Origin of the sequence: Rhodococcus sp. P14, from assembly GCF_000256505.1 — a bacterium.
Classification (GTDB): Bacteria; Actinomycetota; Actinomycetes; order Mycobacteriales; family Mycobacteriaceae; genus Rhodococcus; species Rhodococcus ruber.
The window spans coordinates 1-23,684 of record NZ_AJFC01000120.1 but is presented as its reverse complement, the minus strand read 5'-3'; the positions used below and the strand labels follow the sequence as shown (position 1 = coordinate 23,684).

Genomic DNA, 23,684 nt, shown 5'->3' with positions numbered 1-23,684 from the left:
GTCACGTGGCATGCTGGCGCTCATGATCGACGTCGAACGTCCCAAGCTGGAAGGCACCGTCGCGGTCGGGGGCAGCCGCCGGATCGGCTTCGCCGAGTTCGGATCGGCCCAGGGCCGAGCCGTGTTCTGGCTGCACGGCACCCCCGGGGCACGCCGGCAGATCCCCGTCGAGGCTCGCCGCTACGCCGAGCGTGAGCACGTCCGGCTCATCGGCCTCGACCGCCCCGGCATCGGCTCGTCGAGCCCGCACCGCTACGAGAACGTCCTCGCCTTCGCGGACGACCTGCGGATCGTCGCGGACACCCTGGGGGTGGACCGGATGGCGGTCGTCGGGCTCTCCGGCGGCGGGCCCTACACCCTCGCCGCGGCGCACGCGATGCCCGAGCGGGTCATGGCCGCCGGGGTACTCGGGGGTGTCGCACCCGTCGTCGGCCCCGACGCGATCAGCAGCGGCCTGATGCGGCTCGGCACAATGGTCGCGCCGCTGCTCGCCGTCGCGGGCGTCCCCATCGGCATGGGCGTGACCTCGATCATCCGGGTCGTGCGCCCGTTCGCGTCGCCGATCATCGACCTGTACGGCCGGCTCTCGCCCGAGGCCGACCGGCAGTTGCTGGCCCGCCCCGAGTTCAAGGCGATGTTCCTCGACGATCTGCTCAACGGCAGCCGCAAGCAGATGGCCGCCCCCTTCGCCGACGTCGTGGTGTTCACCCGGGACTGGGGCTTCCGCCTCGAGGACGTCAAGGTGCCGGTCCGGTGGTGGCACGGCGACACCGACCACATCGTCCCCATGGAACACGGCCTCCACGTGGTGGGCCGGCTCCCCGACGCCCAGTTCCACCACCTGCCGGGAGAGAGCCACCTCGGCGGTCTCGGCGTGTCCGAGGACATCCTCTCGACCGTCCTGCGGATCTGGGACGACGCCGACCGCTGAGCTGCTGCCGTGGCGACCGAATGTCACACCCGTTCGATCACATCGAACGCGTGTCACATTCGGTCGCCACCGCGAGCGGGTGCGCACGGCGGGTGCGGATCCCGCGTGCCGATCACAGCCACCGGCGGGGTGGCTTCTTCACCCACATGATCTTCTCATCCGTGGCGGTGGGGGAGGCCGCGGGATGGTCGGGATGCTGCGCGGCCCATGCCGACTTCTCGTCGAGCAGCCGCGCGACCAGCGTCCACGTCTCCATCGTGCGCGGCGGATGCGCCCCCGCCGCCCGTGCCAGCTTCCGGCGCACGTCCTCGCTCAGGGCCAGCAACTCCTCCGCGGTGATCCCGCGATCCCAGGCGAACCGGGCGAGGACGATCGCCTTCTCCCGACGGTTGCGGGCCGCCTCGTCGGTGTGCGCGAAGTCCTCGTCGGTGGCCATGCCCTACAGGATTGGCCGCCGGCCGTGCCGTTGACAACCCACCCCGCGCGGCTCACGCTCGGAGCAGGCGCAGCTGCGGCCCGGGGAGGACGACATGCCGGTGACTCCGATGGATCTCCCGGACGGCACGCCCGAGGACGTGCGGGTGCGCGCGGCGTCCGCCCCCCGGGTGCCGGTGTCGGATCCCGCGCTCGGACGGGACGTGCAGGTCGACGCCCGTGGTGTCCCACCGCACCGGCTCGTCGCGATCGGGGATTCGGTGCTGCAGGGGTTCCAGAGCGGCGCCGTCTTCCACACCGACGTCTCGGTGCCCGCGATCGTCGCCTACGAACTCGGCTGGCTGCGCCGGTTCCGCTACCCCCGCTACGCCGGTCCGGGCGGGTTGCCGCTCAACATCGAACTGCTTCTGCGCGACCTGGAGCGACGCTTCGGGTCCTCGGTGAACGTGTGGGAGACGCCCCTCGCGCTGTTCGCCGTGCGTGCGCTGATGGACGAGGTGGAGGACTACTGGGAGCGCGGGCCCGGTCGGGACGCGCCGCTGCCCGCGACGTATCGGCACAACCTGTCCTGCTTCGGCTGGGACCTGCGCGACGCCCTGAGCAAGACCGCCGCGACGTGCGAGGCGGCGATCGCCACGCCGAAGGACGACCTGCTCGACCAGATCGTGCAGAACAACGGCGAGCGGGCCGCGTTGCGGGTGTATCCGCGCTGGAGCGACGAGGCGAAGGCGATGACGGTGTTCGACGCGGCCGCGGCCCTGGGCGACGACCACGACGACACGACGGAAGCCGGAATCGAGACGCTGGTCGTGTTCCTCGGCTCCAACAACGCGCTCGGAACGGTGACGGACCTGCGTATCACCTGGAGCGGCCCGGACTTCCGCGACCTCACCGCGAAGGACGCCTACACCATCTGGCGGCCCGAGCACTTCGCGGCCGAGTTCGCGGAGGTGGTCGATCGGGTGGCGGCGATCCGGGCGCGGCACGTCGTATGGTGCACGATTCCCCACGTCACCATCGCCCCGATCGCCAAGGGGCTCGGCCACAAGATGGAACCGGGTTCGCCCTACTTCCCCTACTACACCCGGCCGTGGATCGAGGAGTCCCGGTTCGACCCGGCCCAGGACGAGCACATCACGGGCGCAGGCGCGTACTCGGTGGACGTCGCGATCGATCTCTACAACGAGCACATCGAGCAGGCGGTCGCCGACGCCCGCGCCGGTGCGCACGGCCCGGCACGGGACTGGTATCTGCTGGACGTGGCCGGTCTGCTCGAGCGCCTCGCGTCCCGGCGCTTCGTCACGGATGTCGGTGCCCGTCCGGCGTGGTGGACCCCCTACCCGCTCCCGCCCGCGCTCGCCGCGCTCGACCCCGTGCCCGATTCGCGGTTCCTGACGGCCGACGGCCGGGGCGGCCGGGCCGCGGGCGGGCTGTTCTCCCTCGACGGTGTGCACCCGACGTCGGTGGCGAACGGGATCCTCGCGCAGGAACTGGTCAACGTGATGCGTCGCGCGGGGGTGCGGTTCCACCATGCCAACGGTGGCGTGCGCCCCGATCCGGTGACGGTGGACTTCGAGCGGTTGATCCGCAGGGACACCCTCGTGCGGACGCCACCGGGGAACATCGACTCGACGCTCGGCATTCTCGCGTGGGCGGACGAGGTCGGTGACCTCGTCCGTCGCACGCTCAGCTTCCGCGTCCGGTGATCAGTTCTCGACGGTGGTGGCACTCCGGTCGATCAGCGCACCCCACAGGTCGGTCGCGACGGTGTGGGCGCGCCGGTGTGCCGGGACGGTGTCGGAGGTGGTGGTCAGGTCGGTGAGGGCTTCGCACAGGTCGACGATGTCGACGTGGAAGCGCATCGAGGCGTCGAGCAGTTCGTCGAACGCCTGGTCTTCGCTGTAGGAGCGGCCCCGTGCGGAGCGGAGAAGGGTCTGCGCGGTGTCGAGTGCCGTCAGGCGTCGTACCGCGGGGATGTCACGGTGTGCTTCGATCGTCAATTGTCCGCCTCTGAGGTGTCGCCACTGGGCGTGTGTCAACTCGTTGTAGTGCGGGTACCCCGCCGGTTCGGCAGCTACCCGGTCTTGTGTCCTCCGTCACAGTACGAGGACTGTGCCGTCGTGTCCACCGTACCCGTGTTTACCCAGCACAGCCCGGTGAGGCGACGCCGCGTCCGCGGGTGTTCCGTCTTCGATGTCCGAATTCGTCGCAGCTGCACAGGTTTCCGACACCATGTATGTTGCGCTCCGGTCAGGCCGGAGGGTGGTGGTCGAGGAACCAGTCCCGCGCCTGCTGCGCCACGACCTCGAGCGTGCCGGGTTCCTCGAACAGGTGCGTCGCCCCGCGCACGATCCGCAGGTCGTGTTCGCACCGCAGGGCCGCGGCAGCCTGCCGGTTCAGTTCGATCACCGTGCGGTCCAGGCCGCCGACGAGCATGAGCGTGGGGGCACGGACCCGGCCGAGCCGAGGCATCGCGAGATCCGGCCGTCCGCCGCGGGAGACGACGGCGGCGATCTCCCGGTCCGGGTCCGCGGCGGCCCACAGCGCCGCGGCAGCACCCGTGCTGGCCCCGAAGTAACCGATCCACGCGGCCTCCGTGCGGACGAGGTCGGTCACCTCGCCGAGCCGGCCCGCGAGCAGCTCGATGTCGAAGACGAGGGTGCGGTCGCCCTCCTCCCCGGCCGTCAGCAGGTCGAACAGCAGCGTGCCCAGACCGGCGGCGTTCAGTTCCCCGGCGACGTACCGGTTGCGCGGGCTGAACCGGCTGCTGCCGCTGCCGTGCACGAAGATCACCAGGCCGTCCGAACCGGCGGGGACGGTCAGGGTGCCGGCCAGGGCCACGTCGCGGAGCTCGAGCTCGACGTCTCGCGCGCTGTCGGCGGTGCTCATCGGGTTCGGCTCAGGCCAGGGTGACCGTGCGGGTGTGCGAGCGGACCGCGTCCTGCAGGTCCTGGCGCGACAGGGTGTGCGGGCCGCACGCGCAGCGCGCGGGCACGTCGTCGTCCTCGAACTGCGTCGTCTCGAGAGTGTCGACGAACTCGGAGCCGAGGGAGCCGCCGTGATGTGCGGTCTCGGAGCGGTCGCGATTGCCGTGTGCCGTCGGCCCACCGCCGGCGACGAGCACCGGCCCCTCCGGCGTGCGGTAGACGGTGGCGACGTTGTGGCTGGCGGGGCACTTCACGCGGACGAGGGCGTGGTCACTGCGCTGGGTACCCAGCGAATCCACGGCAGCACGAGCCATCCGGCGGCGGTCTGTGGGAAGGAGGTCGGGGATGTTCATGGGACCTATTGCACACCCGATCGCGGCCGGATCGAGGGCTTTCGCGGGCAACGGGCCCGATTCGCCCGTTGCGCTACCAGTGCTTCGGCGTGGTCACTGTGGCGGGCAGCCGGGTGCGGCCGTCGCCCCGCGCGGAGTCGAGCTGGGACTGGACGAGGAACAGGCTGCCGGTGAGATCGGCGCCGCGCAGATCCGCATCGCGCAGGTCGGCGCCGATGAGGTCGGCGCGGCGCAGGTCGGCCTCGCGCAGATCCGCGGCGACGAGGAGGGCGCCCCGCAGGCTGGCGCCCCGCAGGTTCGCCTGGCGGAGTTTCGCGCCGACCAGGTCCGCACCGCGACGGTCCTTCCTGCGACCGGGCACGGTGGCCCGGGCGAGTTCGCTCGCATGCAACAACAGGGTGTTGATCTGCTGCCGGTGTGCCGCGACGTCGAGGCGGGCGAGCGCGCCGGCGTCGCCGTTGCTCAGCCGGTCGGTCGCGGCCCGCGCAGCGCGCAGGTCCGTGCGGATCGGCCCGGAGGTGGGCAGGGCGGCCGCCTCGTCGAGATACCACAGCAGCTCGTGCAGTTGGCGCACGACGGGGAAGACGTCGAACATCTGCCGGGCGAGCTGCGGCGAGCGCCGCCAGTCCTCCCCGCCGAAGGTGAGCTGTGAAACCTTCTGGCCCGCACCGAAGCAGTCGTAGACGGTGCACCCGGTGAAGCCCCGGCTCCGCAGGTCCCGATGGATGCCGCAGCGGAAGTCGTCCTGCAGGTTCGGGCAGGGCCGGCCCGCGTCCTTGTCGATCGCGAAGTCCGACGACGCGGCGAACGGCAGAGCCACGCAACACAATCCGAAGCAGTCGGCGCAGTCGGCCAGTAGTTCCGGGCGGGGAGTGGGGTGGTCGGGCAAGGAATGCGTGCCTTTCTGGGCGGGCGGACTGTGGTCGGGGCGCCCGCCGAGCCTAGTCCGGACCGTCGCGCGGGGTCGGCTCCCGGCGGTCGTGGGGCGGACGCCACGACGGGTCGCGTCCGCTGAGCCCGATCAGGCGGTCGAGATCCGGGGCGTCGTCGGGAACCGCGACGGCCGGCCCGAAGAGCCCGCCGGCTGCGCGTTCCTCGTCGGTGGTCGCGGCGACGAACGTCAGGCACGCGGCCAGCGCGGCGGGATCGCAGGAGAACTTCCGGCCGCAGGCGGTCGCGATGTCCCAGCCGTGGATCACGAGTTCGTCGAGCGCCACGACTCCCGCGACGTACCCGGGCAGGTCGACGCCGCCGGCCCGGGTGGTTCCGGTCCATGCGCCGGGGTCGTGCCACGCCTCGGCGAGGGCGAGGACCTGGCCGGGGATCCTGACGCGCCAGTCGTCACCGAGCCGGGAGGCATCCGCCGACGGTCTGTGATCGCCGACAGCTCTACCCGCGGCGGCGGTGAACGCCAGGGACAGCCCGCCCACGTGATCCACGAGGTCCCCGACGGTCGTGCCCGCGCACGGGGTGGGACGGGCCAGTTGCTCGTCTGTGAGCGCGCCGACGAGCCGTGCCATCTCGTGGGCGGCCGGTGCCAGGTCGAGGATCTCGGGCATGAGCGTTCCTTCCGGCGGCGGTGCGCTCATGGTGCCGCACCGGTCCGACAGGATCAAAGGGCGGCCTTGCGGCAGCCGAAAGAAACTGCAGTCGCAACAGTAGACTTTCGATAGCGCGGCCGATAATATCGAGGGCGTCAACGCGAAGGATCCGGAAGAGGGGCAACCGACGGGTTGCCGGCGAAGTTGAAGTTGCAGAGGGGTGGAGCCGCACTCGGTTCTGCGGCTCCACCCCGACGGCGCGACGGGGCGGACTCTGGGAGGCCGACCACGTCGCCACCGGAGAACAGAGCGAGAGGCTGGTGATGCGTATCCATCGGGATTGCGAACTCGTGTATGTCATTTCCTCGTGCCGGTCGAGGCCGGCATTGTCATAACCGTCACGAACCCCGGCGCTGCACGTGCCGGGGTTCCCTCTCGTAGCAACGAAGGGCACGTGGATCCGACCGACGACCGCACTCCCGCGGTCACCAACGAACTCGACAACGACGACTACCCTGCCTTCAGCATGGGCCGCGCCGCTGCGGCACTCGGCGTCACCCCCGCCTTCCTCCGTAGTCTCGATGCCCCCGGCCTCGTGGTTCCGCACCGTTCCGAGGGAGGCCACCGCCGCTACTCCCGCAACCAGCTCCGCATCGTCGCGCGGGTGCGGGAACTGGTCGACAGCGGCACGGCGGTGGACGCGGCGTGCCGCATCGTCTGCCTCGAGGATCAGCTCGCCGAAGCGCGGAGCCGGATTCCGAGTAATTAGAGCACCCGGGGCAACTGGAGCACCGGGTTCCGGCCGGGCGGGTACAGGCTCGATGCGGGGGGGGGGGCAGACACGCCTCCGCGCCGCTGGGACTACCCCTCGTATAGTCCCGGCGACGCGGAGGTGCCGTGATTTCGGGTCGATCGGAAACACCCCTCCGCGTGCTCCACGGCCGACCCTTTTTGTTTCCCGACTGCACTACACGTTAGCATAAACCGGTCGATCGGTTTGTGGAGTTCGAAGAATTCATCCGAGCGATCGACGGGGGACGGAAACCGTTCCCCACGAGGGTGCCGGCTACCGGACGCGAGCGTCTCCCGATTCGTCCCGGTCGTCTATAGTCCCTCGATAAAAGCAGTCCGGCCGGTTTGCAATGAAAGAAGCGACAATGACCGTGGATGCGGACGCAGTGCCCCGGAACAGTCCCGTCCTCGGTTTCGAGTCGACGGTGCCCAGGCGGTACGTCCATCGGCAATCGGTGTCGGAGGTGTTCCTGACGGACTGCACGTCCGTCGGCGTCGCCCACCGATTCCTTCTGGGTGCCCAATGGCCACGGCTGCACGGTTTCTACCGGACCGAAACCGGCCGCTACGACGCCATGCTGATCGCCGAGACTCTGCGCCAGACGGCGATCTACTTGGGGCATACGCAGTATCGTGTGCCGCTCGGCCATCCGTTCGTCATGCAGACCCTGCGGGTGGACGCGGCGGTGGACGCGCTGGCCATCGGGGCCGGAGCCGCAGAGGTCGTGCTCGACGCCTCCCTCGACGACCCGGTCTATCGCGGCGGGTTGCTCTCCCAGTTCGACCTCACGGTGGTGTTCGCGATCGACGGACAGCGGGTGGGCACGGGGGAGGGGGTGGCCAACGTCCTCACCCCGGACGCCTACCAGCGGCTGCGCTGGAACGGCGCCGGCCCCCGCCGGATCGGGGATCCCGTCTGCCCCCCGCCGATTTCCCCCGTCGTCGTCGGCCAGTCCCGGCCCGTGGACGTCGTCCTCGGACCGCAGTACGCCGAGAACCGCTGGCGTCTGCGGGTCGACGATCGGCACCCCGTCCTGTTCGACCATCCCAGCGACCACGTGCCCGGAATGCTCCTCCTCGAAGCGTTCCGCCAGAGCGCCCGCGCCGCGTGCGGGTGTCCGGACGCGGATATCGCGCTCATCGAGGCCACCTATCACCGGTTCGTGGAACTGGACGAGCCCGCGAACGTGGTGGCGCGAATCGATGCGCACGATCCGTGGATCGTGCGCACCACCGTCGAGCAGTGGGGCGAGGTCCTGGCGAGCGGCGTCGTGCGGCTCGCGCCGGACCGGTCGCGATGCTGACCGCCGGCGACCGTCGTTCAGTCGCCGGACGGCGGCGTCCAGCGGGCCGCGCGGATCCGCGGCATCTCACCGTGGCGGTCGGCAGGCATCACGGCGGGCAGCAGCAGGATCCACATCTCGTCGAGGCGCTGCTCGAGATCCTGCCGGTGGGTGAGCACGTTGGACACGAGCTGGACACCGTTGTAGGCGGAGATCACGAACCGGGCCAGCATGGCCGCGTCGATCGTGTCGAGGATGTCGCCCTGGGCGATCGCCTGCTCGGTGAGCTTCTCGCAGGCGGCAATCCAGTCCAGGTACGGACCGGTGGGCCCGTCGGTGGCACTGAGTTCGAGGGTCAGACGGATTCCGGCCCGCACGATCGGCTCGTCGATCATCTGGCGCGCCATCTCGTGCGAGAGCATCACGATCTGTTCCAGCGCGGGAATGTCGAGGTTCGCGATGGCCTCGACCGCGGCGATCGAGATGCGATGCTGCTCCTCGATCACGACCTGCGCGAGCTCGTCCTTCGACCGGAAGTGGAAGTAGAGAGCACCCTTGGTGATACCCGAGCTCTCGACGATCGCCCCGAGGCTCGCGCCCTCGTAGCCCGATCGTTCGAAGTTCTCTGCCGCGCCCAGGACGATCTGCTGCCTGGTAGCCACCGCCCGCGCTTGCTGAGCCATCCGTCCTCACTCCGTTCCCACCCTGTGTTCCGACGAGGTGCATCGTGACGAACCCCATCGGGTTTCCCCCACCCGGCCGAATCGTACCCGCCGCCCCGGAATGCCGCCGCGACGAACCTTCGGCGCAGCACCCGCGAATCGCGGTGATCGGCGCGACCGGCTTCGTCGGCGGCGCCGTGCTGGCCGGGCTCACGGAGGCGGGTGTGCCCTGCACGGCCGTCGCGCGACGACCCGACGACGTGCCCGCCGCGGCGACGCGACGGATCGCGGCGGACCTGACCGAACCGTCGTCCCTGGGCACCGTGATCGCCGCCGCCGACGTGATCGTGCATGCGGCCTCGTACACCGGATCGGACCCGCAGACGTGCGACGAGGTGAACCGTGCCGGGACCGAGAACCTGCTGGCGGCAGCGAACCGGCAGCACTGGCCCCACGTGATCTACGTCAGCACGATCGGAGTCTACGGACCGGGCCCGCACCGCGGCGTCGCCGAGGACGCCGTCGTGCCGAACCCGGTCTCGGTGCTCAGTGCGAGCCGGCTCGCGGCCGAGCTGGCCGTGCGGGACTACGGGGGCACGGTGGTGCGCGCCGCCTTCGTCCACGGACCCGGAGACCGCTGGTTCGTGCCCGGAATCGCGCAGATCCTCACTCGTCTCGGTGCGTGGGTCGAGGACGGACGCCCGTTGCTGTCGGTGATCTCGGTCGGTGATCTCGGCCGCCTGATCGCGGCACTCGCGGTTCGCGGCACCCGTCCCGGGGCCGGCGGCGCTGTCCTGCATGCCGCCCACCCGGAGCCGGTGAGTGTGCGCGCACTCGCCTCGGCCGTCGCGCGCGACGCCGGATTCGACCTGCCCAGCACCAGTCTCGGGTACGACGAGGCCGTGGCCCTCGCGGCGGAGCGGGGACTGACGGAGCGGCACATCGATCTCGCCGGTCACGACCACTACTACGACGCGACGCGCATCTGGCGGGAGACCGGGCTGCGCGTGCCACCCCCGGCCTTCACTCCGTAAGGGGTGGGCACGGCGCCGTTCCCGGCCACCGGGAAACCGCCGGATGCCGCCGGGGCGGGACGGCTACCGTCGCGACGGTGACCACCGTGCCGAGCTCGAACACTCCGTCGCATCCACTGCTGTCCGGACGGACCGCGGTCGTCACCGGAGGAGCGAACGGCATCGGCGCGGCCGTCGTGCGGTTGTTCGCCGAGCACGGTGCCCGCGTCGTCCTCGTCGACACCGATCGCCGGGCGGCCGAGCAGCTCGCCGCCGAAGTACCCGCCGCGGTTCCGATCGTCGGTGACGCAGCGGACCCGGCGGTCGCGACGGAGGCCGCCGCCCATGACCCGGACGTGCTCGTCAACAACGTCGGCGACTTCCTCCGCGCCGCGACGCCCTTCGCGGAGGCCGACGAATCCGAGTGGGAAGCCCTCGCCCGCGTCAACCTCGACCACGCCCTGCGGATGACCCGCGCCGTCCTTCCCGGCATGATCGACCGGGGGAGGGGCGGTTCCGTCGTCAACGTCACCACGGTCGAGGCGCACCGGGGCATTCCCGGGCACGTCGTGTACGGCACGTACAAGGCCGGGCTACGGCACTTCACCCGCAGTCTCGCCCTCGAGGTCGGCCGGCACGGCATCCGGGTAAACGCGATCGCACCCGACCTGATCGAGACGCCGCAGGTGCCGTACGAGCGGCTCGTGCCCGAGGCGGACCGGCACCGCTGGCCGGGCTGGGCGCCGCTCGGCGGTCCGGGCCGGCCCGAGGACGTCGCCAGGCCGGCTCTGTTCCTCGCCTCCGACCTCTCCCGCTACGTGACGGGGTCCACGGTGCACGTCGACGGTGGCAGCTACGCGGCCGGCGGCTGGTTCGCCCGCGCCGACGGATCGTGGACCAATCGTCCCCTCGCGCCCTGATCCCTACCACCGAAGGACCTTTCGCGTGAATCCTCCCACCCTGAGCGTCAACCTCCCCAACTTCGGCGACGTGCTGGCCCGCGACAACTACGCCCACCTCGTGGACGTCGCGGTCCGGGCGGAGGAGAGCGGGGTGGACCGGGTCAACGTCACCGACCACGTCGTGATGGGGTCCGACACCTCCGGTTACGCGTGGGGACCGTTCGCCACCGAACCCGATGCGATGTGGCTCGAACCCATGACCGTGCTGGCGGTGATCGCCGGCCGGACCCGCACGATCCGCCTCGGCACCGGCGTGATCATCGCGGCGTTGCGGGGCGCGGCCGTGCTCGCCAAGACCGCGGCCACCCTGGACCACCTGTCCGGCGGGCGGCTCGACGTGGGCGTCGGAACCGGCTGGCAGGAGAAGGAATACGAGGCGGCCGGGTTGAGCTTCCGCGAGCGCGGGCCGCTGCTCGACGACACGCTCGCCGCCTGCCGGGCCCTGTGGGAGCACGCCCCGGCCTCGGTGCAGCGGCCCAGCGTGGCCTTCACCGAGGTGTACTGCTCGCCGCGCCCCGGAGACCGGCGGATCCCGGTCTGGGTCTCGGGATCGTTGTCGAAACCGGTGATCCGCCGGCTCGCCCGATGGGGCGACGGGTGGATCCCGATCATGGGTGCCGGACCGGACGAGCTGCAACGGGGCCGCGACCTGCTCCGTGCCGCGCTCGAGCGGGAGGAACGCGACCCCGACCACCTGCAGATCCGCGGGCGGCTGCAGGTGGTGCACGAGGCGAGCGGCGAGATCGCCGTGCCGGAGACCGCTCGGGCGGTGAAAGAGCTCCTTGCCGTCGGCGTCACCGATGTGATGGTCCCGCTGACCATGGTGCATCCCGATCCGGACCGGGCCGCGGACCGGCTCGCGACGCTCGTCACGGTGCTGCGGGAGGCGGCAGCCTAGAGCGACGGTCCCACCACGACCTGCGGTGCGGTGGCATCATGCCGGGGTGGAACGTGCATGGATGCAGCCGCTCGCCGAACTCGGCGCGGGCACTGTCACCGCGCTGGTCCCCGACACCCTCGTCGACCTGCTCGGCCGCGGTCTCGCCCTCCGGTACGCCGGCCGTCCGGTCGAGACGACCGTGCAGGGAGCGCCGCTGCGTGCCGTCGTCGACGGCGTCCGAATCCGTCGTGACCGCGCGCATCTGCGCGCCCGCGTGCGGCTGAGCCGACTCGACTGGGACGACCGGCGCATCGACAGCCTGACGGTGACCGCACACGGGCTGCGGAACGTGCCGGGCTTGTCCACCCGGATCAGCGCGGCGCGTCTCGACGTGCAGGGCGTCGCACCGATCACCGTCGTGCTGGACTGGTTCAACTCCCTCGACACGCCGTGGCGGCTGAGTCGCGGGGACGACATCCGCGCCGATCACCGTCGGCTGAACGTCAGCGCCGTCGTGGACGGGGCGGTCGTCGACGACGTCGCCTACGTGGAGTTGCTGCGCCTGCGCTGCTACGGCCTGCTCGTACCGGTCGTCGCGGCTCGGCGGGTTCCGTTGCCGCCGTTGCCGGCCGGGATTCGCAAGGTGTACGCCGCCCGACTAGGCGACGACGTGCGGTTCGGTTTCGAGATCGCGGACGTCGACGGTGTGCTGCCCTTCGGGGACAGGCCACGCAGGTAGTCGCGCACTGTTCGCCCTCCGAAGCGGACGGTGTCGGGTCAGGGCCGCCGGGCGGCCCACGCCGTGCGGACGCTGCGGACCGTCAGATCCGGTCGCCGCGCCAGGTGTTCGGGGCTGCCGGGCGACAGCAGGCGATCGAGCCGGTCGAGGTCGTCCCTGTCCAGCCGATCGTCGAGCGCGTCGCGGATGCGGGCCAGGTAGGTCGATGCGTACCGCACCGTGCTCGGTTGTGCCGCAGTGGCTTCCGTCGAGAACCGTTGCCGGTCGGCGACCTCGAACCCGGCGCGCTCGAGATGGGCGTGCCAATCGGGGTGGGCGTTCCACCCTGCCTCCGTGAGCGCCCGAAGGCAGCGCTCCTCGAGGCCGGGCCGGTCCTGTCCGGTGTCGTCGGGCAGGAAGCGCGGCAGCTCGTCCATCTCGACGACGACGAGCAACCCGCCGGGCGTCAGGCCGGCGTGGAGGTCGCGCAGCACCCGATCCGGGTCGGCGACCTCGTGCAGCGACGAGGCCGCCCACGCGAGGTCGACCTCGTCGACCGGAAGCCGGGTGGTGTCCAGGTCGGCGAGGACGGTCCGGATGCGTTCGGCGAGGCCGTGTTCGCGGGCGGTGGCGCGGACGCGGTCGAGCATCGATGCCGACCGGTCGACCGCGACGATCTCCGCGTCGGGGAATCGACGGGCGAGGGCCACGCTGCCGGTTCCGGTTCCCGCCCCCACATCGGCGATCACCCGGGGACGGACCGGGGCGTACGGTTCGGCCCACGCCGTCACCTCGTCCAGATACGCGCCGAGCACCTCGGCGTCGAGGTCGAGGAGGTCCGCCAGGCCGGCCTCGTGATGCGTGTGCGGGTGGCCCGGAGAGTGGGTGTGGTGCGTCATGTCGCTCACGGTAGCGGCCGTGGTGCCTATGACGCATACCATCTTGCGTATGACGCAAGATCTGGACGCCGTGATCCGCCGCCGCATCCGCAGCCTGCGCCTGGCCCGCGGCTGGTCGCTCGATTCGCTGGCGGCCCGCTGCCGGCTCAGCCCGTCGACGCTGAGCCGCATCGAGACCGGCAACCGCCGGATCGCTCTCGATCAACTGGTGCCGATCGCCCGGGCCCTGGGCACCACGCTCGATCAGCTCGTCGAATCCGCCGAGGACGAGGACGTGGTGATCCGGCCGCAGCCCGAGCACATGCCCGGGGTGACGACGTGGCTGCTGTCCCGGGAGCGGGCCCTGCACGGCGTGACGGTGGCCAAGATGCGCATCACCCCCGACCGGCCCACCGGAACCGGTGCGGCGGCGGTGCATCCGGGCCGGGAGTGGTTCACCGTGCTCGCCGGCACGGCCCGGCTGCAATTGGGCGAGCGGACGGTGCTGGTGCGGACCGGCGAGGCCGCCGCGTTCTCGACGATGGTCCCGCACGTCATCGGTGCCCACGACGGTCCGGTGGAAATTCTCACGATCTTCGACCACGACGGCGAGCGTGCCCACCTCCACGGTGAGCACGGCTCGTCGCGGCCGTGACGCCGGCGCTACCGCGACATCACCGACGGCCCCTCGGCCCCGACATGCATCGTGTCGTCACCGAGATGTGATCCGTGAGAGACACGTTCAGTCGGGGGGTAGGTCGCGTACGTATCGGCCGGGGGCGGCCTCGAGTGGGGGATGCCGGGCACTGCCGGGCGCGCTCGGCGCGGGCATCTCCTCCCCGCTGTGGGCGAGCACCCAGTCGGCCCAGGCCTGCCACCAGCTGCCCTGCTGCCGCTCGGCGCCCTTCAGCCAGGCATCGGGGTCCGGGCCCGGTGTGCCACCGGTCCAGTAGTGCGCCTTCGGGTTGCCGGGCGGGTTGACCAGGCTGGCGATGTGCCCGGAGAAGCTGAGCACGAACTCGGTGTCGCCGCCGAGCAACTCGGTGGTGCGGTAGCAGTTGCGCCACGCGGTCAGGTGATCGGCGATCGCGCCCGAGACGAAGGTGGGTACGGTGATCGACGTCAGGTCGAGGGGCGTGCCCAGCACGGTGAACGCGCCGGGTTCGACGAGCAGGTTGTCCCGGAAGAGGTCGAGGAACTGCCCGTGCAGGGCGCCGGGCAGGTTGGTGCCGTCGGCGTTCCAGGCGAGGATGTCGAAGGCCGGCGGGGTGCGCCCCATGAGGTAGTTGTTGACCACGTAGTTGAACACCAGATCGTTCGGGCGCATCCAGGTGAACGCCGAGCCCATGTCCCGGGCGCTGATGAGGCCCTTGCGGCGGGACCGGCCCTTGGCGAACCGGATCAGGGCAGGCCGGGCGAACGCGCCGAGCAGTGCCGGATCGCCGAAGTCGAGCATCGTCACCGCATACGCCATGCTGTGCACCCGGTCGTCGCCCCGGGCGGCCAGATGGTTGAGCACCGTGGTGGCGAGGATCCCGCCGGCGCAGAAGCCGATCAGATTCACCGCGTCGCTGCCGGTGATCTCCCGTACCTCGTCGATCGCGCGCAGCACCCGCCCGGCGTAGGTGTCGAAGTCCCAGTCACCCTGCTCGGCGGTGGGATTGCGCCACGACAGCAGGAAGGTCTGCTGGCCGCGGCCGACGCTGTACTCGACGAAGCTGCGTCCCGGGCGCAGGTCCAGGAAGTAGTACCGGCCGATGGGCGGGGGCACCACGAGCACCGGCCGGCGGCGGACCGTCGCCGTGGTCGGGGTGTACTGCAGCACCTCGGCGACCTCGTCGCGGGAGATCACCGCCCCCGGGGTCACCGCCAGGTCGGTGCCGACGGTGAAGGCGCCGCGTCGGACCATCGACGGCATGCCCCGGTTCTCGACCACATCGGAGACGAAGTGCTTCGTGCCGCGCACCAGGCTGAGGCCGGCGGTGTCGAACGCCTCCTTCAGCGCGGCGGGGTTGGTCCACAGGTAGTTCGTCGGCGCCAGGGCGGCGGTGAGGATGTCGGCGGCGAATTTGGCCTCGGCGGCCCGGCGTGGGTCGATGCCGCGGCCGACGTCGGCGACGACGCCGTCGACGGCGTCGGTGGCGGCCAGGTAGGTCTGCTCGAGCCGGCGGTAGGCCGGGTGCGTGCTCCACGCCGGATCGGCGAACCGGCGGTTCCCCTCGGCGGGGGCCACCGTGGATCGACCGGCGGCGATCTTCGCCAGTTCCTTGCCGAACGCCGCGCCGTGCCGGGCCACGGTCCGGCCGTGACCGAACACGTCGGCCAGGGCACCGACGGCCGCCCCGAGCCGCGGCGGCGCGACGTCCTCGCCGCCGCCGATCGACTCCTCGACGCTGTCCCCGATCACCGATCGTGTCTGGGTCATCTCGCGCCTCCCTTCGACACCTGGATTGTCGCACCGGATCGGTGTCCCAGCGGCCGGGTATTGCGTAGGCGACAGGTGCAGTCGTCGGAACCGGGCCACTCGGGCCGGTACCGGCCGTGCCGGGCCCCCGTCCGGTGATCGTGACAAGCGTCCAGTTCGCAATCACGTCCACGTGTTACGAGCCGGTCGGCGGGGCGCCACCGCCACTCGGGGCGGAGTCGTTGTTGCATGTGCGGTGGCAAGTGATGCCCGCATCGGGCGGCGTGTGCGCATCACTTGCTCGGTATGAGGGGCAGCTATCGGACGAGTCGGACCGCGACCAGAGGGGCGTGCGGGAAGATCTTCTCCGTACCGTCGGGCATGAACCCGTTACGGCGATAGAAGCTGTGGGCGCGGGGATTGTCCTCGGCAACCCACAGTTGAGCGGGTTCTCCGACGAGAACGGCATCGAGAAGTAGTTGCCCGGCACCGCTTCCGTGGTGTTCGGGGAGGAGATAGAGGGTGTAGAGCTGGAGGTCTCGGACGGGGTCGTCGTCCTCGATCGGTGGGCCGGCAGCAGCGAACCCGACGATGTCTCCGTGTGTTTCGGCGACGCGGAGTCGTGGCGGACGGTGCAGCCCGTTCAGTACGGAGCGCCACATGGCTGTGCGCTGCTCGAGCGCGGTGGCGTCGAAGTACGAGCTGGGGAGGAGGCTGCCGTAGGTTGCCTGCCAGGTGGCGACCTGCACTCGAGCGATCGCCTCGGCATCGGCGGGCTCCGGTTCCCGCACGTGAAACCTCGCAGCCTCCTGCACGGTTCGAGACTACCGTTCGTCCCGATCATGACGGCGCAGACGTGCATCGCTCCGTCTACGGACGTCCGGAAGTGTCTGGCGCTCACCGTGGGGTCCGACGCTCGAGGGCATCGGCCGCGGCGACAGCGACCACCCTTCGGCCGCGGGGCGTGAGTTCGAGTTCGGCACCCCGATCGGGGAGCCGGCGATCACCACGGATCTGTTGCTGCACCGGCGTAGTGCAGTGTATGTCACTGTGTGCGAACGGGATTGCGGCCGACCGGCCGTCGAACAGTCGATGGTCCGTTCGGCCGTCCCGGACCAGTGTGCCGCCCAGGCTGGCGAAAGGGGTGGTGCTGGGGGTGCATTCGGATTCGAGCGGGGCACGGAAATCACTGGAACAGTATTGTATCGAAAACGCCTACGTTCTAGAATCGGAGAATGGCCACGGTCGAGTACGACTCGACGGCCGGCGGCTCCGGAACTCGCCGGTACCGCTCTTCGCTGCGCCGGATGCAGGCAGCCCAGACGCGGAGGGTCGTGCTCGAGGCCGCCGCCCGCTTGTTCGCCGAGCGCGGCTGGGTCGGCACCGGGATGCGCGAGGTCGCGCGGACCGCCGGGGTGTCCGTCGAAACCGTCTACGCAACGTTCGGATCCAAGGCGGATCTGTTGAAGTCGGCGCTGGACGTCGCCGTCGTCGGCGACGACGCGCCGGTGCCATTGGCCGCCCGGCCCGCCTACACGGAGATCGGTTCCGGACGAACGACCGGCGAGCGCATCGAGATCACCGCGCGCATGATTGCCCTGATCAACGAGCGCCTCCATCGCCTGGCCGCGGCACTGCGCCAGGGGGCGACGGTCGATCCCGCGCTCGCCGCGGTGGTTGCCGATCTGGAGCGGCAACGCAGGCTCTCGATCGCCGACGTCGCCGGCGTGATTCTGGGCCGCCACCCGGATCCCGGTCAGGTCGACGAGTTGTGGGTTCAGGCCGGGGACCAGGTCTACGCCCTTTTCATCGAAGGATGCGGCTGGAGTCGGGTCCGCTACGAGGCGTGGCTCATCGACCGCATCGAAGAAATTCTCGATCGCCCGGGGTGAGACTCGGGTGCCCGTGGCTGGAGACGAACATGACAACCGACACTCTGCCCCCCGCCGACACGCGGATCATGCGTGTCGTGCACAGCGCGCTGCGCCGCGATCTGACGCGCGCCGCCCAGGTACTGCGTACCGCGCCTGCGCCCGAACGGACCCAGCGGGTCGCCCTGGCCGATCATCTGGTGTGGATGATGCAGTTCCTGCACCTGCACCACAGCGGCGAGGATCAGGGACTGTGGCCCCTGGTGCGCGCCGTGAACCCGGCCGCCGAGGCCCTGCTCGACGAGATGGACGCCGACCATGCGCGGATCGGCCCCGAGATCGAACGGGTGACCGCTGCGGCCACCGACTACCGTGCCGATCCCGCGGCCCGAGAAGATCTGGTGCATGCCCTCACCGCACTCGAACAGGTACTGCTGCCGCATCTGCAGCGCGAAGAGGACGAGATGATGCCGGTCGTCGCCCGGACCCTGACCCGTCGTCAGTGGGACGAGGTGGAGCAGAAGGTGTTCATTGCCTCGAAGGCGAAGCGGGAGTTGGGGATCGAAGCTCACTGGGTGGTCGACGGGGTCGATCGGGAAGACTACGACGTCGCCGTCGGCAAGGTCGGCCCCGCTACTCGGTTCCTGCTGCGGCATGCGTTCGCACGACCGTATCGGCGGGCATGCGCCGCTCGGTGGGGCGCCGACGTCGATGTCGGCCCGCGGCTGCACCGGCCGCCCCGCACCGAGGGGTCGGTGGAACTGCGGATCGACACCCCGGCCCGGCAGCTGTACGACGCGGTCGCCGACGTCACGCGCATCGGGGAGCGCAGCCCCGAGTGCCGCAGCTGCGAGTGGCTGCCGGGACGATCGCCGGGGACGGTGGGGGCCCGCTTCCGCGGACGCAACCGCGCCCATCACACCCGCTGGTCCCGGGTCTGCGAGGTGACCGCCGCCGATCCTGGCGAGAGGTTCGAATTCCACACCGTCTCGGACCGGCGCAACCCGCTCTACCACGACTCGACCACCTGGTCCTACGTGTTCCGGACCGACGGTGACGGGACCCGGGTGACGCACTCGTACCGGATCGACGTACTGCCGTACCGCCCCCTGCTCGCGCTCTACTCCCGCCTGCATCCGCAGCACCAGGACATGCGGCCACAGATGCGACAGAACCTGGAGACGCTGCGGCGGCAGGCCCGCGCCGGCACGCCTACAGGGCCGACTCCTGCCTCATACACCTGACGCGCATGCCACGCCGATCTGTCCGAAGGGTGCTACGAGGGCTCGGTGCCCTGATGCTGCCGGTGCGACATTTTCGACGTGCACTCCACGAAGGCGCCGACCGCGTCCGCGGTCTGCTCCCGATGGTGTTCGCGGCCGGCCCGGCGAACCGGTCGGACGGCTTCCTCGAGCTGAACCTGCTCGCGTGCGAGGGGTGCATCGATCCCGACGACGAGGAGATCGGCGCGGTGTGGGCCGCCGTGGACCGAGCCGACCGGAAGCTCGCTCCCCGGCAGCATCTGGCGTGACCCCCGGTTCGTCCCGACCGGTGCCGCGATCGAGGCGCTCCCGCGTGGCATCCCCCATGTCGTGCCATGTTCGACGGCCCGGTGCGAGTGGGGATCCGCCTGCGCTGCAGAGGTGGAATAGAAACGGGATTGAAGTGGAAATATTGCGTTATATGGTCGCAGTCGAGACTATATATGAGTGAAGGAGATGTCCGTAGCGGCCGCAGCTGTCGAACTGGGAGTCAGCAGGCGACAGGTCGCCCGCTTGGCTCGCGCCGGCGAAGTGGTGGTAGCGCGTGAGATCGGTGACATGCTGCTCCTGGATGCCGGCTCGGTGCACCGTCGTGCACAGTTGCGCCCGGTCCGCGGGCGGCCCTGGAACGAAGACGTCGCCTGGGCGGCGTTGACGCTGCTGTCCGGGGAGGACGTGGACTGGATACCGGCGGCGCAGATGGCCCGGCTCAAGCACCGGCTCCGGCGATCCAGCGCGCAGGAAGTCGCATTTCTCGCGCGTCGCCGTGCGGCGGTTCATCGCATGCGTGGATGGGCCGGCAGCGCGGCGAACCTCTCCGAGTATCTGGTGCTGACCGGCGCAAGCGCGCTGGTACGACGCCCCGTCGCGAGCAAGTTCGGTTTGGCTGCGAGCCGGAGAGGAATCGACGGATATGTACTGGCGGAGGAGTACGACGGTCTTGTCGATCACTTCGGTTTGACCGTCGACGGGGATGGTGACATCACTGTGCGGGCGGTGACGATCGCGGATGCCTTTCGTGGGGGAGAGGTGCCGCTGGCAGCTGTCGCAGTGGATCTGATGGACTCTCTCGACACTCGCGAGCGTAGCGCCGGCACGCGGGTGCTACAGAATTTGCTCGATGACGTCCGGTGACCGGCCGAGATGGGAAGTGCCGGCTCCTGTCGGCGGGTGGACGCCGCCGTGACCCCAGGTAGCGGAACTGTCCCGGACGATCTCGCGCCCCGTCATCGACCGAAGGTGGCCGGCCGTGAGGTATTCGCCGTGCCTGCAGGAACTTCGGCTCTCCGCAAGACCGTCGACTGCATCGTCGAGTACGACGACGGATCGATCCGGCTGAGCGTTCCTGACGTCCTCGGTGCGCTGGTGCTGAAAGGTGCTGCCTACAAGGAGGACGCACGGGACCGAGCGCGGCACCTCGACGACGCGGTGGTGTCGGCGTGTGCGATGAACGATCCGTTGGGCGACAGCCTACGCATGGAAGGCAGTGATCGTGGACGGGTCCGGGTCTTGGCCGACGCATTGGCCGCAGAGTCGCATCCGTCCTAATTGCAGGTTCCCGAACAGTTCCGAAGTCAGGGGTGCCACGCACTTCTTCGAGTGGTCGAAGAGCCGAATCCTGTTCCGCCGCAGCGGAGACTGGGGAGGTAGGGGCGAGCGCAATGTGCTCGGTGGCAGCAATTCCGTTGCTCTGGAGCGATTTCCGCCAGAGACGTCACGAAGACGTTCCACGTGCGCTGCCCTCGGCTCCGCAAGAGAATTGCTGGGCCATCCGTGGCGTGTCGACGAGGACCGAGAGCCGGTGAACCGACGAGACGCGTTACCGCGAAAGGCGCTCCGTCACCATCTCGATCCCCGAGACGGCAACCGGCGAAGTCCTACCGGAGCGGCTTCAGAAAGTCGAAGAACCCGGGTGTGTGCACCTGCCGCAGCCGGGTGAGCTTGCGGTAGCTGATCAACCACACGCCGTCGACCTTCCGGTACTCCTCGTGGTAGTGGCCCCAGCCGTGCAGGTGTTCCTCGACGGTCCCGTTCGTCCACCACAGTTCGTCCTCCATCGCCCAGATGGCGGTCGCGGTGGTGTCGCCGGTGAGGGTGATCTCGGGAGTGTGACCGTGGTGCGCACTGGTGACCGGAGTGCCTCCGTCGAGCAGGTTCTCGATGGCGCGCCGCAACGGTTCGCGGCCCACGACCCGATTGGACCGTCCACCGGTGCGCGGCTGGGTGTCCTCGGGCAGACCGCCCCAGGTCTCGCTCACTACGTCCTCGGTGTGCAGGGTGGGGTACAGATCCCACTGCTTGGTGTCCATCACCCGCAGCCGTGCGGCGAAGAGCCGCTTGATCTCCTCGACGGCCAGCAGTTGTTCCGCGGCGCTCAGTGTCAGGCCCGCGTCGGTCTGTGTCACGAAGGTTTCCCCCTCACTCGGATCGGAGCAACGTCACTTCACGGTCGGCGGTGAGATCGACGACCAGTTCCCGGCGCGAGATGCGCCAGCCGTCCGGCTCGCGCCGGTACTCGTCCCGATAGCGGACGGACACCGTGTAGTCCCGGTAGCCGTCGCCGCTCGGGTACACGTGGTGCGCCTCGCAGTACAGCTCGCCCCGGGCGCGGTCGCCGTCGAGGTCGATCACGTGCTGGCCGAGGACGTGGCGTGTGGAGTGCAGGTGCGCGACCGCGGCGAGCACCCCGTCGGCGATCGGTCCGGCACCGGTGAGCACCGGGTCGTGTCCGCGACGGACCAGCCCGGGCGGCTGCACGAACTCGGCGTCGTCGGTGAAGAGCGAACGCAGCACGGCCGGCTCGCGGCGGTCGACGGCACGGGCGTACCGTGCGACGACGTCCGTGAGCGCGAGGCGATCCTCGAGTGGGCTGCTCATGCGGGCATTCTCCATCGCTCGACGTCCGGCGCGCGCTCGTCGTCCCACTGATCGGTCGGCGACGAGGCCGCTCCGGGGCGGGTGAAGCGCAGGACCGGGCAGCTGCCCGGGTGGTCGGCGACGGTCACGACGAGACCGGGGTGGTCGGTGACGGCGGGCAGCAGCGCGGCGTACGTCGTCGCAAGCGCGTCGGCGAACGTGCGCCGGTGCGGACTCACCGGTCCCGCAGCGCCGGGGCGCAGCACGGACGTCGTCGCGGTCCCGCCGGGCGGCGACGCGTGGTGCTCGCCGGTGACCACGACGTGGTCGAAGCGGTCGGCGGTGATCTGATCGTCGTGGTTCTCGATCCCGACGAGCACCGCGATGTGGGCGGGGTCGAGGAGGGACTCGGCGGCGTCCGCCAGCACTCGCACCGTGCGCGGCAGCCCGTGGGCCGGCATCAGCACGGCGCGGTGGCCGGTGCCGATCGCGCTGACCCACGGTCCCAGCAGCGAGAACAGGGGTGCGGTGCGGCTTCCCACGATGGCCACCGTCCCGGCGTCGTGGTGCGGGCCGCAGTGCCACAGCGCCCCCGACGGCCCGGGTATCCGGTAGGTGGGCCGACCGGCGCTACCCCAGCCTTCCAACGACTCCCGCACCCGGTGCAGTGCCGTCAGGGACGTGAGGATGTCGTCCATGACCACGTGGGTCGGCAGTTGTCCGTCGAAGTCGGCGTGGACCGCCTCGGTGAGCGGCTTGTGGTGCTGCACGAGCAGATCGATCATGGCGCGGACGGGCCGGACCCGGTGGCCCGGATCGGTGGCCGACGCCGTGGACGGCGTCCGGCGCTGCCGATCGAGCACAGCGGAAAGTTGCTCGGGGAACGAGGATCCCATGGAGGCCTCCTGTCGTCACCGCCGCGCACCCGCCCCGTTCGGGTCAGGTCAGCGACGCTTCGTGGATCGCGCGGTCGAATTCGGGCAGCGGCCCCCCGGCTTGCAGGGTGGTCGCGAGGGCCGGGTCGGCCAGGTGCAGGCGGCCGACGGCGATCAGGTCGAATTCGCCGCTGTCGATCCGTCGTTCCACCTCGTGGACGTTGTCGTCGATCGGTGCCGAGCCGCTGATCCGGCTCTCCCGCAGCGACTTGCCGATGCCGACGCTGCCGACGGCCATGGTGGTCACGCCCGTCAGCTGCTTGGCCCAGCCGGCGAGCGAGAGGTCGCTGCCCTCGAAGGCGGGGGTGTCGAAACGGCGGATGCTCGCGTCGAGGATGTCGACGCCGGCCTCGACGAGAGCGCCGAGGATCACCTTCAGCTCGTCGGGCGTCTCGGCGATGCGCGCGGTGTAGTTCTGCTGCTTGTGCTGCGAGAAGCGGAACACGATGGGCAGATCGTCGCCGATCTCGGCGCGGATGGCCGCCACGACGGCCGCGGGGAATCGGGTGCGCCGCTCGAGGTCACCGCCCCACGCGTCGGTCCGGGTGTTGGTGCCCTCCCACAGGAACGAGTCCAGCAGGTAGCCGTGCCCGCCGTGCAGCGCGATGCCGTCGAATCCGGCCTCGGCGGCTGCGGCGGCGGCGCGAGCGTAGGCCGCGATCACGTCGGCGATGTCCTGCTCGGTCATCGCCTCCGTCGGCCGGGTGGCCCACGCGACGTAGTCCTCCGGGTACGAGGTGATGCCCAGGGTGCCCCAGCTGCCCGACGGACGCATCGGCTTCAGTGCGGGATCGACCGCGCTCATCGCGCCCCACAACGGTCCGACGTGCCACAACTGCGGGACGATCCGGCCCCCGGCGTCGTGTACTTCGTCGACGACCCGGCGCCACCCCGCGAGTGCCTCGGTGCCGTGCATGCGCGGAACACGCGGATTGTCCACGGCCGTCGGGTGATCGATGGCGACACCCTCGGTGACGATCA

Annotated in this window: 28 protein-coding genes; 14 read left to right on the top strand and 14 right to left on the bottom strand. The window is 70.4% G+C overall.

Features of this window, described 5'->3' with window-relative positions; translation table 11 throughout:
* Nucleotides 1-22 precede the first annotated feature (22 nt).
* Complete coding sequence (locus OEY_RS0108695; protein WP_371851044.1) at nt 23-931, top strand: alpha/beta fold hydrolase; 909 nt, start codon at nt 23-25, stop codon at nt 929-931.
* A gap of 112 nt (nt 932-1,043) precedes the next feature.
* On the opposite strand, the gene OEY_RS0108690 is transcribed toward OEY_RS0108695, so the two are convergent.
* Entirely contained in the window at nt 1,044-1,367 is a 324-nt protein-coding gene (locus tag OEY_RS0108690) for a hypothetical protein (RefSeq protein ID WP_010593495.1), read from the bottom strand.
* A gap of 94 nt (nt 1,368-1,461) precedes the next feature.
* Between OEY_RS0108690 and OEY_RS0108685 the strand changes: the two genes are divergently transcribed.
* Complete coding sequence (locus OEY_RS0108685; protein ID WP_010593494.1) at nt 1,462-3,072, top strand: hypothetical protein; 1,611 nt, start codon at nt 1,462-1,464, stop codon at nt 3,070-3,072.
* Here the strand turns inward: OEY_RS0108685 and OEY_RS0108680 are convergent, their stop codons facing one another.
* The 5 genes from OEY_RS0108680 to OEY_RS0108660 all read right to left on the bottom strand — a co-directional run bounded on the left by OEY_RS0108680 (nt 3,073) and on the right by OEY_RS0108660 (nt 6,205).
* Entirely contained in the window at nt 3,073-3,366 is a 294-nt protein-coding gene (locus tag OEY_RS0108680) for an ANTAR domain-containing protein (RefSeq protein ID WP_010593493.1), read from the bottom strand.
* Nucleotides 3,367-3,616: 250 nt separating this feature from the next.
* Nucleotides 3,617-4,255 carry a dienelactone hydrolase family protein gene (locus OEY_RS0108675; RefSeq protein WP_010593492.1) on the bottom strand — a complete coding sequence of 213 codons (639 nt, stop codon included), beginning with the start codon at nt 4,253-4,255 and terminating at the stop codon, nt 3,617-3,619.
* Between the two features lie 10 nt (nt 4,256-4,265).
* Nucleotides 4,266-4,607, bottom strand: a complete 342-nt coding sequence (locus tag OEY_RS0108670) for a hypothetical protein (RefSeq protein ID WP_081005064.1) — start codon at nt 4,605-4,607, stop codon at nt 4,266-4,268.
* Between the two features lie 112 nt (nt 4,608-4,719).
* A complete protein-coding gene (locus tag OEY_RS0108665) occupies nt 4,720-5,466 on the bottom strand; it encodes a pentapeptide repeat-containing protein (protein ID WP_010593490.1) in 747 nt (248 codons plus the stop codon).
* Nucleotides 5,467-5,587: 121 nt separating this feature from the next.
* Nucleotides 5,588-6,205: a TIGR03086 family metal-binding protein gene (locus OEY_RS0108660; RefSeq protein WP_010593489.1), complete on the bottom strand. Its 618-nt coding sequence runs from the start codon at nt 6,203-6,205 to the stop codon at nt 5,588-5,590.
* A gap of 436 nt (nt 6,206-6,641) precedes the next feature.
* Between OEY_RS0108660 and OEY_RS0108655 the strand changes: the two genes are divergently transcribed.
* On the top strand, nt 6,642-6,956 hold the full coding sequence (locus tag OEY_RS0108655; RefSeq protein WP_010593488.1) for a helix-turn-helix domain-containing protein: 315 nt from the start codon (nt 6,642-6,644) through the stop codon (nt 6,954-6,956).
* Nucleotides 6,957-7,344: 388 nt separating this feature from the next.
* Nucleotides 7,345-8,283, top strand: coding sequence for a ScbA/BarX family gamma-butyrolactone biosynthesis protein (locus OEY_RS0108650; protein ID WP_010593487.1), 939 nt, complete (start codon nt 7,345-7,347; stop codon nt 8,281-8,283).
* 17 nt (nt 8,284-8,300) lie between these two features.
* On the opposite strand, the gene OEY_RS0108645 is transcribed toward OEY_RS0108650, so the two are convergent.
* Nucleotides 8,301-8,945, bottom strand: a complete 645-nt coding sequence (locus tag OEY_RS0108645) for a ScbR family autoregulator-binding transcription factor (RefSeq protein ID WP_026137557.1) — start codon at nt 8,943-8,945, stop codon at nt 8,301-8,303.
* Between the two features lie 44 nt (nt 8,946-8,989).
* Between OEY_RS0108645 and OEY_RS0108640 the strand changes: the two genes are divergently transcribed.
* The 4 genes from OEY_RS0108640 to OEY_RS0108625 all read left to right on the top strand — a co-directional run bounded on the left by OEY_RS0108640 (nt 8,990) and on the right by OEY_RS0108625 (nt 12,518).
* Entirely contained in the window at nt 8,990-9,958 is a 969-nt protein-coding gene (locus tag OEY_RS0108640; RefSeq protein WP_010593485.1) for an NAD-dependent epimerase/dehydratase family protein, read from the top strand.
* A gap of 77 nt (nt 9,959-10,035) precedes the next feature.
* Nucleotides 10,036-10,857, top strand: a complete 822-nt coding sequence (locus tag OEY_RS0108635; protein ID WP_010593484.1) for an SDR family NAD(P)-dependent oxidoreductase — start codon at nt 10,036-10,038, stop codon at nt 10,855-10,857.
* A gap of 25 nt (nt 10,858-10,882) precedes the next feature.
* Complete coding sequence (locus tag OEY_RS0108630; protein ID WP_010593483.1) at nt 10,883-11,797, top strand: TIGR03619 family F420-dependent LLM class oxidoreductase; 915 nt, start codon at nt 10,883-10,885, stop codon at nt 11,795-11,797.
* Nucleotides 11,798-11,843: 46 nt separating this feature from the next.
* Nucleotides 11,844-12,518, top strand: coding sequence for a hypothetical protein (locus OEY_RS0108625; RefSeq protein WP_237713737.1), 675 nt, complete (start codon nt 11,844-11,846; stop codon nt 12,516-12,518).
* Between the two features lie 38 nt (nt 12,519-12,556).
* On the opposite strand, the gene OEY_RS0108620 is transcribed toward OEY_RS0108625, so the two are convergent.
* Nucleotides 12,557-13,396, bottom strand: coding sequence for a class I SAM-dependent methyltransferase (locus tag OEY_RS0108620; RefSeq protein WP_010593481.1), 840 nt, complete (start codon nt 13,394-13,396; stop codon nt 12,557-12,559).
* Between the two features lie 49 nt (nt 13,397-13,445).
* On the opposite strand from OEY_RS0108620, the gene OEY_RS0108615 reads away from it, so the two are divergent.
* The gene (locus tag OEY_RS0108615) at nt 13,446-14,030 is read left to right on the top strand and encodes a helix-turn-helix domain-containing protein (protein ID WP_010593480.1); all 585 of its coding nucleotides are present in this window, start codon (nt 13,446-13,448) and stop codon (nt 14,028-14,030) included.
* 87 nt (nt 14,031-14,117) lie between these two features.
* Here the strand turns inward: OEY_RS0108615 and OEY_RS0108610 are convergent, their stop codons facing one another.
* The gene (locus OEY_RS0108610; RefSeq protein WP_010593479.1) at nt 14,118-15,800 is read right to left on the bottom strand and encodes a PHA/PHB synthase family protein; all 1,683 of its coding nucleotides are present in this window, start codon (nt 15,798-15,800) and stop codon (nt 14,118-14,120) included.
* Nucleotides 15,801-16,096: 296 nt separating this feature from the next.
* Nucleotides 16,097-16,594 carry a GNAT family N-acetyltransferase gene (locus OEY_RS0108605; RefSeq protein ID WP_230831744.1) on the bottom strand — a complete coding sequence of 166 codons (498 nt, stop codon included), beginning with the start codon at nt 16,592-16,594 and terminating at the stop codon, nt 16,097-16,099.
* A gap of 420 nt (nt 16,595-17,014) precedes the next feature.
* On the opposite strand from OEY_RS0108605, the gene OEY_RS0108600 reads away from it, so the two are divergent.
* From OEY_RS0108600 to OEY_RS28220, 5 genes are all read left to right on the top strand, one after another.
* Nucleotides 17,015-17,671 (top strand): TetR/AcrR family transcriptional regulator, encoded by a 657-nt coding sequence (locus tag OEY_RS0108600; protein WP_010593477.1) that lies wholly within the window; start codon nt 17,015-17,017, stop codon nt 17,669-17,671.
* A 29-nt stretch (nt 17,672-17,700) separates the two neighbouring features.
* Nucleotides 17,701-18,894, top strand: a complete 1,194-nt coding sequence (locus OEY_RS0108595; RefSeq protein WP_010593476.1) for a hemerythrin domain-containing protein — start codon at nt 17,701-17,703, stop codon at nt 18,892-18,894.
* Nucleotides 18,895-18,947: 53 nt separating this feature from the next.
* Nucleotides 18,948-19,181: a hypothetical protein gene (locus OEY_RS0108590; RefSeq protein WP_010593475.1), complete on the top strand. Its 234-nt coding sequence runs from the start codon at nt 18,948-18,950 to the stop codon at nt 19,179-19,181.
* A 187-nt stretch (nt 19,182-19,368) separates the two neighbouring features.
* Nucleotides 19,369-20,046: a hypothetical protein gene (locus OEY_RS0108585; RefSeq protein ID WP_225222675.1), complete on the top strand. Its 678-nt coding sequence runs from the start codon at nt 19,369-19,371 to the stop codon at nt 20,044-20,046.
* Nucleotides 20,047-20,082: 36 nt separating this feature from the next.
* Nucleotides 20,083-20,460 (top strand): hypothetical protein, encoded by a 378-nt coding sequence (locus OEY_RS28220; protein ID WP_192811065.1) that lies wholly within the window; start codon nt 20,083-20,085, stop codon nt 20,458-20,460.
* Nucleotides 20,461-20,789: 329 nt separating this feature from the next.
* Here OEY_RS28220 and OEY_RS0108575 read toward each other — a convergent pair whose 3' ends face one another.
* The 4 genes from OEY_RS0108575 to OEY_RS0108560 all read right to left on the bottom strand — a co-directional run.
* The gene (locus tag OEY_RS0108575; protein WP_010593472.1) at nt 20,790-21,317 is read right to left on the bottom strand and encodes a nuclear transport factor 2 family protein; all 528 of its coding nucleotides are present in this window, start codon (nt 21,315-21,317) and stop codon (nt 20,790-20,792) included.
* Nucleotides 21,318-21,330: 13 nt separating this feature from the next.
* Nucleotides 21,331-21,789, bottom strand: a complete 459-nt coding sequence (locus OEY_RS0108570; RefSeq protein ID WP_010593471.1) for a nuclear transport factor 2 family protein — start codon at nt 21,787-21,789, stop codon at nt 21,331-21,333.
* Nucleotides 21,786-22,664: a coniferyl-aldehyde dehydrogenase gene (locus tag OEY_RS0108565; RefSeq protein WP_010593470.1), complete on the bottom strand. Its 879-nt coding sequence runs from the start codon at nt 22,662-22,664 to the stop codon at nt 21,786-21,788. The genes OEY_RS0108570 and OEY_RS0108565 overlap by 4 nt, the downstream gene beginning before the upstream one ends.
* A gap of 43 nt (nt 22,665-22,707) precedes the next feature.
* Nucleotides 22,708-23,684 (bottom strand): oxidoreductase (locus OEY_RS0108560; RefSeq protein WP_010593469.1); only part of this gene is annotated, 977 nt, incomplete at its 5' end.

Excerpts from the sequence above, each read along its gene's own strand:
- OEY_RS0108590 (WP_010593475.1), top strand. The coding sequence starts at position 18,948 with ATGCTGCCGGTGCGACATTTTCGACGTGCACTCCACGAAGGCGCCGAC.
- OEY_RS0108595 (WP_010593476.1), top strand. The coding sequence starts at position 17,701 with ATGACAACCGACACTCTGCCCCCCGCCGACACGCGGATCATGCGTGTC.
- OEY_RS0108695 (WP_371851044.1), top strand. The coding sequence starts at position 23 with ATGATCGACGTCGAACGTCCCAAGCTGGAAGGCACCGTCGCGGTCGGG.
- OEY_RS0108685 (WP_010593494.1), top strand. The coding sequence starts at position 1,462 with ATGCCGGTGACTCCGATGGATCTCCCGGACGGCACGCCCGAGGACGTG.
- OEY_RS0108645 (WP_026137557.1), bottom strand. The coding sequence starts at position 8,945 with ATGGCTCAGCAAGCGCGGGCGGTGGCTACCAGGCAGCAGATCGTCCTG.
- OEY_RS0108615 (WP_010593480.1), top strand. The coding sequence starts at position 13,446 with ATGACGCAAGATCTGGACGCCGTGATCCGCCGCCGCATCCGCAGCCTG.
- OEY_RS0108600 (WP_010593477.1), top strand. The coding sequence starts at position 17,015 with ATGGCCACGGTCGAGTACGACTCGACGGCCGGCGGCTCCGGAACTCGC.
- OEY_RS0108650 (WP_010593487.1), top strand. The coding sequence starts at position 7,345 with ATGACCGTGGATGCGGACGCAGTGCCCCGGAACAGTCCCGTCCTCGGT.
- OEY_RS0108585 (WP_225222675.1), top strand. The coding sequence starts at position 19,369 with ATGTCCGTAGCGGCCGCAGCTGTCGAACTGGGAGTCAGCAGGCGACAG.
- OEY_RS0108660 (WP_010593489.1), bottom strand. The coding sequence starts at position 6,205 with ATGCCCGAGATCCTCGACCTGGCACCGGCCGCCCACGAGATGGCACGG.
- OEY_RS0108620 (WP_010593481.1), bottom strand. The coding sequence starts at position 13,396 with ATGACGCACCACACCCACTCTCCGGGCCACCCGCACACGCATCACGAG.
- OEY_RS0108670 (WP_081005064.1), bottom strand. The coding sequence starts at position 4,607 with ATGGCTCGTGCTGCCGTGGATTCGCTGGGTACCCAGCGCAGTGACCAC.
- OEY_RS0108565 (WP_010593470.1), bottom strand. The coding sequence starts at position 22,664 with ATGGGATCCTCGTTCCCCGAGCAACTTTCCGCTGTGCTCGATCGGCAG.
- OEY_RS0108570 (WP_010593471.1), bottom strand. The coding sequence starts at position 21,789 with ATGAGCAGCCCACTCGAGGATCGCCTCGCGCTCACGGACGTCGTCGCA.
- OEY_RS0108610 (WP_010593479.1), bottom strand. The coding sequence starts at position 15,800 with ATGACCCAGACACGATCGGTGATCGGGGACAGCGTCGAGGAGTCGATC.
- OEY_RS0108675 (WP_010593492.1), bottom strand. The coding sequence starts at position 4,255 with ATGAGCACCGCCGACAGCGCGCGAGACGTCGAGCTCGAGCTCCGCGAC.
- OEY_RS0108690 (WP_010593495.1), bottom strand. The coding sequence starts at position 1,367 with ATGGCCACCGACGAGGACTTCGCGCACACCGACGAGGCGGCCCGCAAC.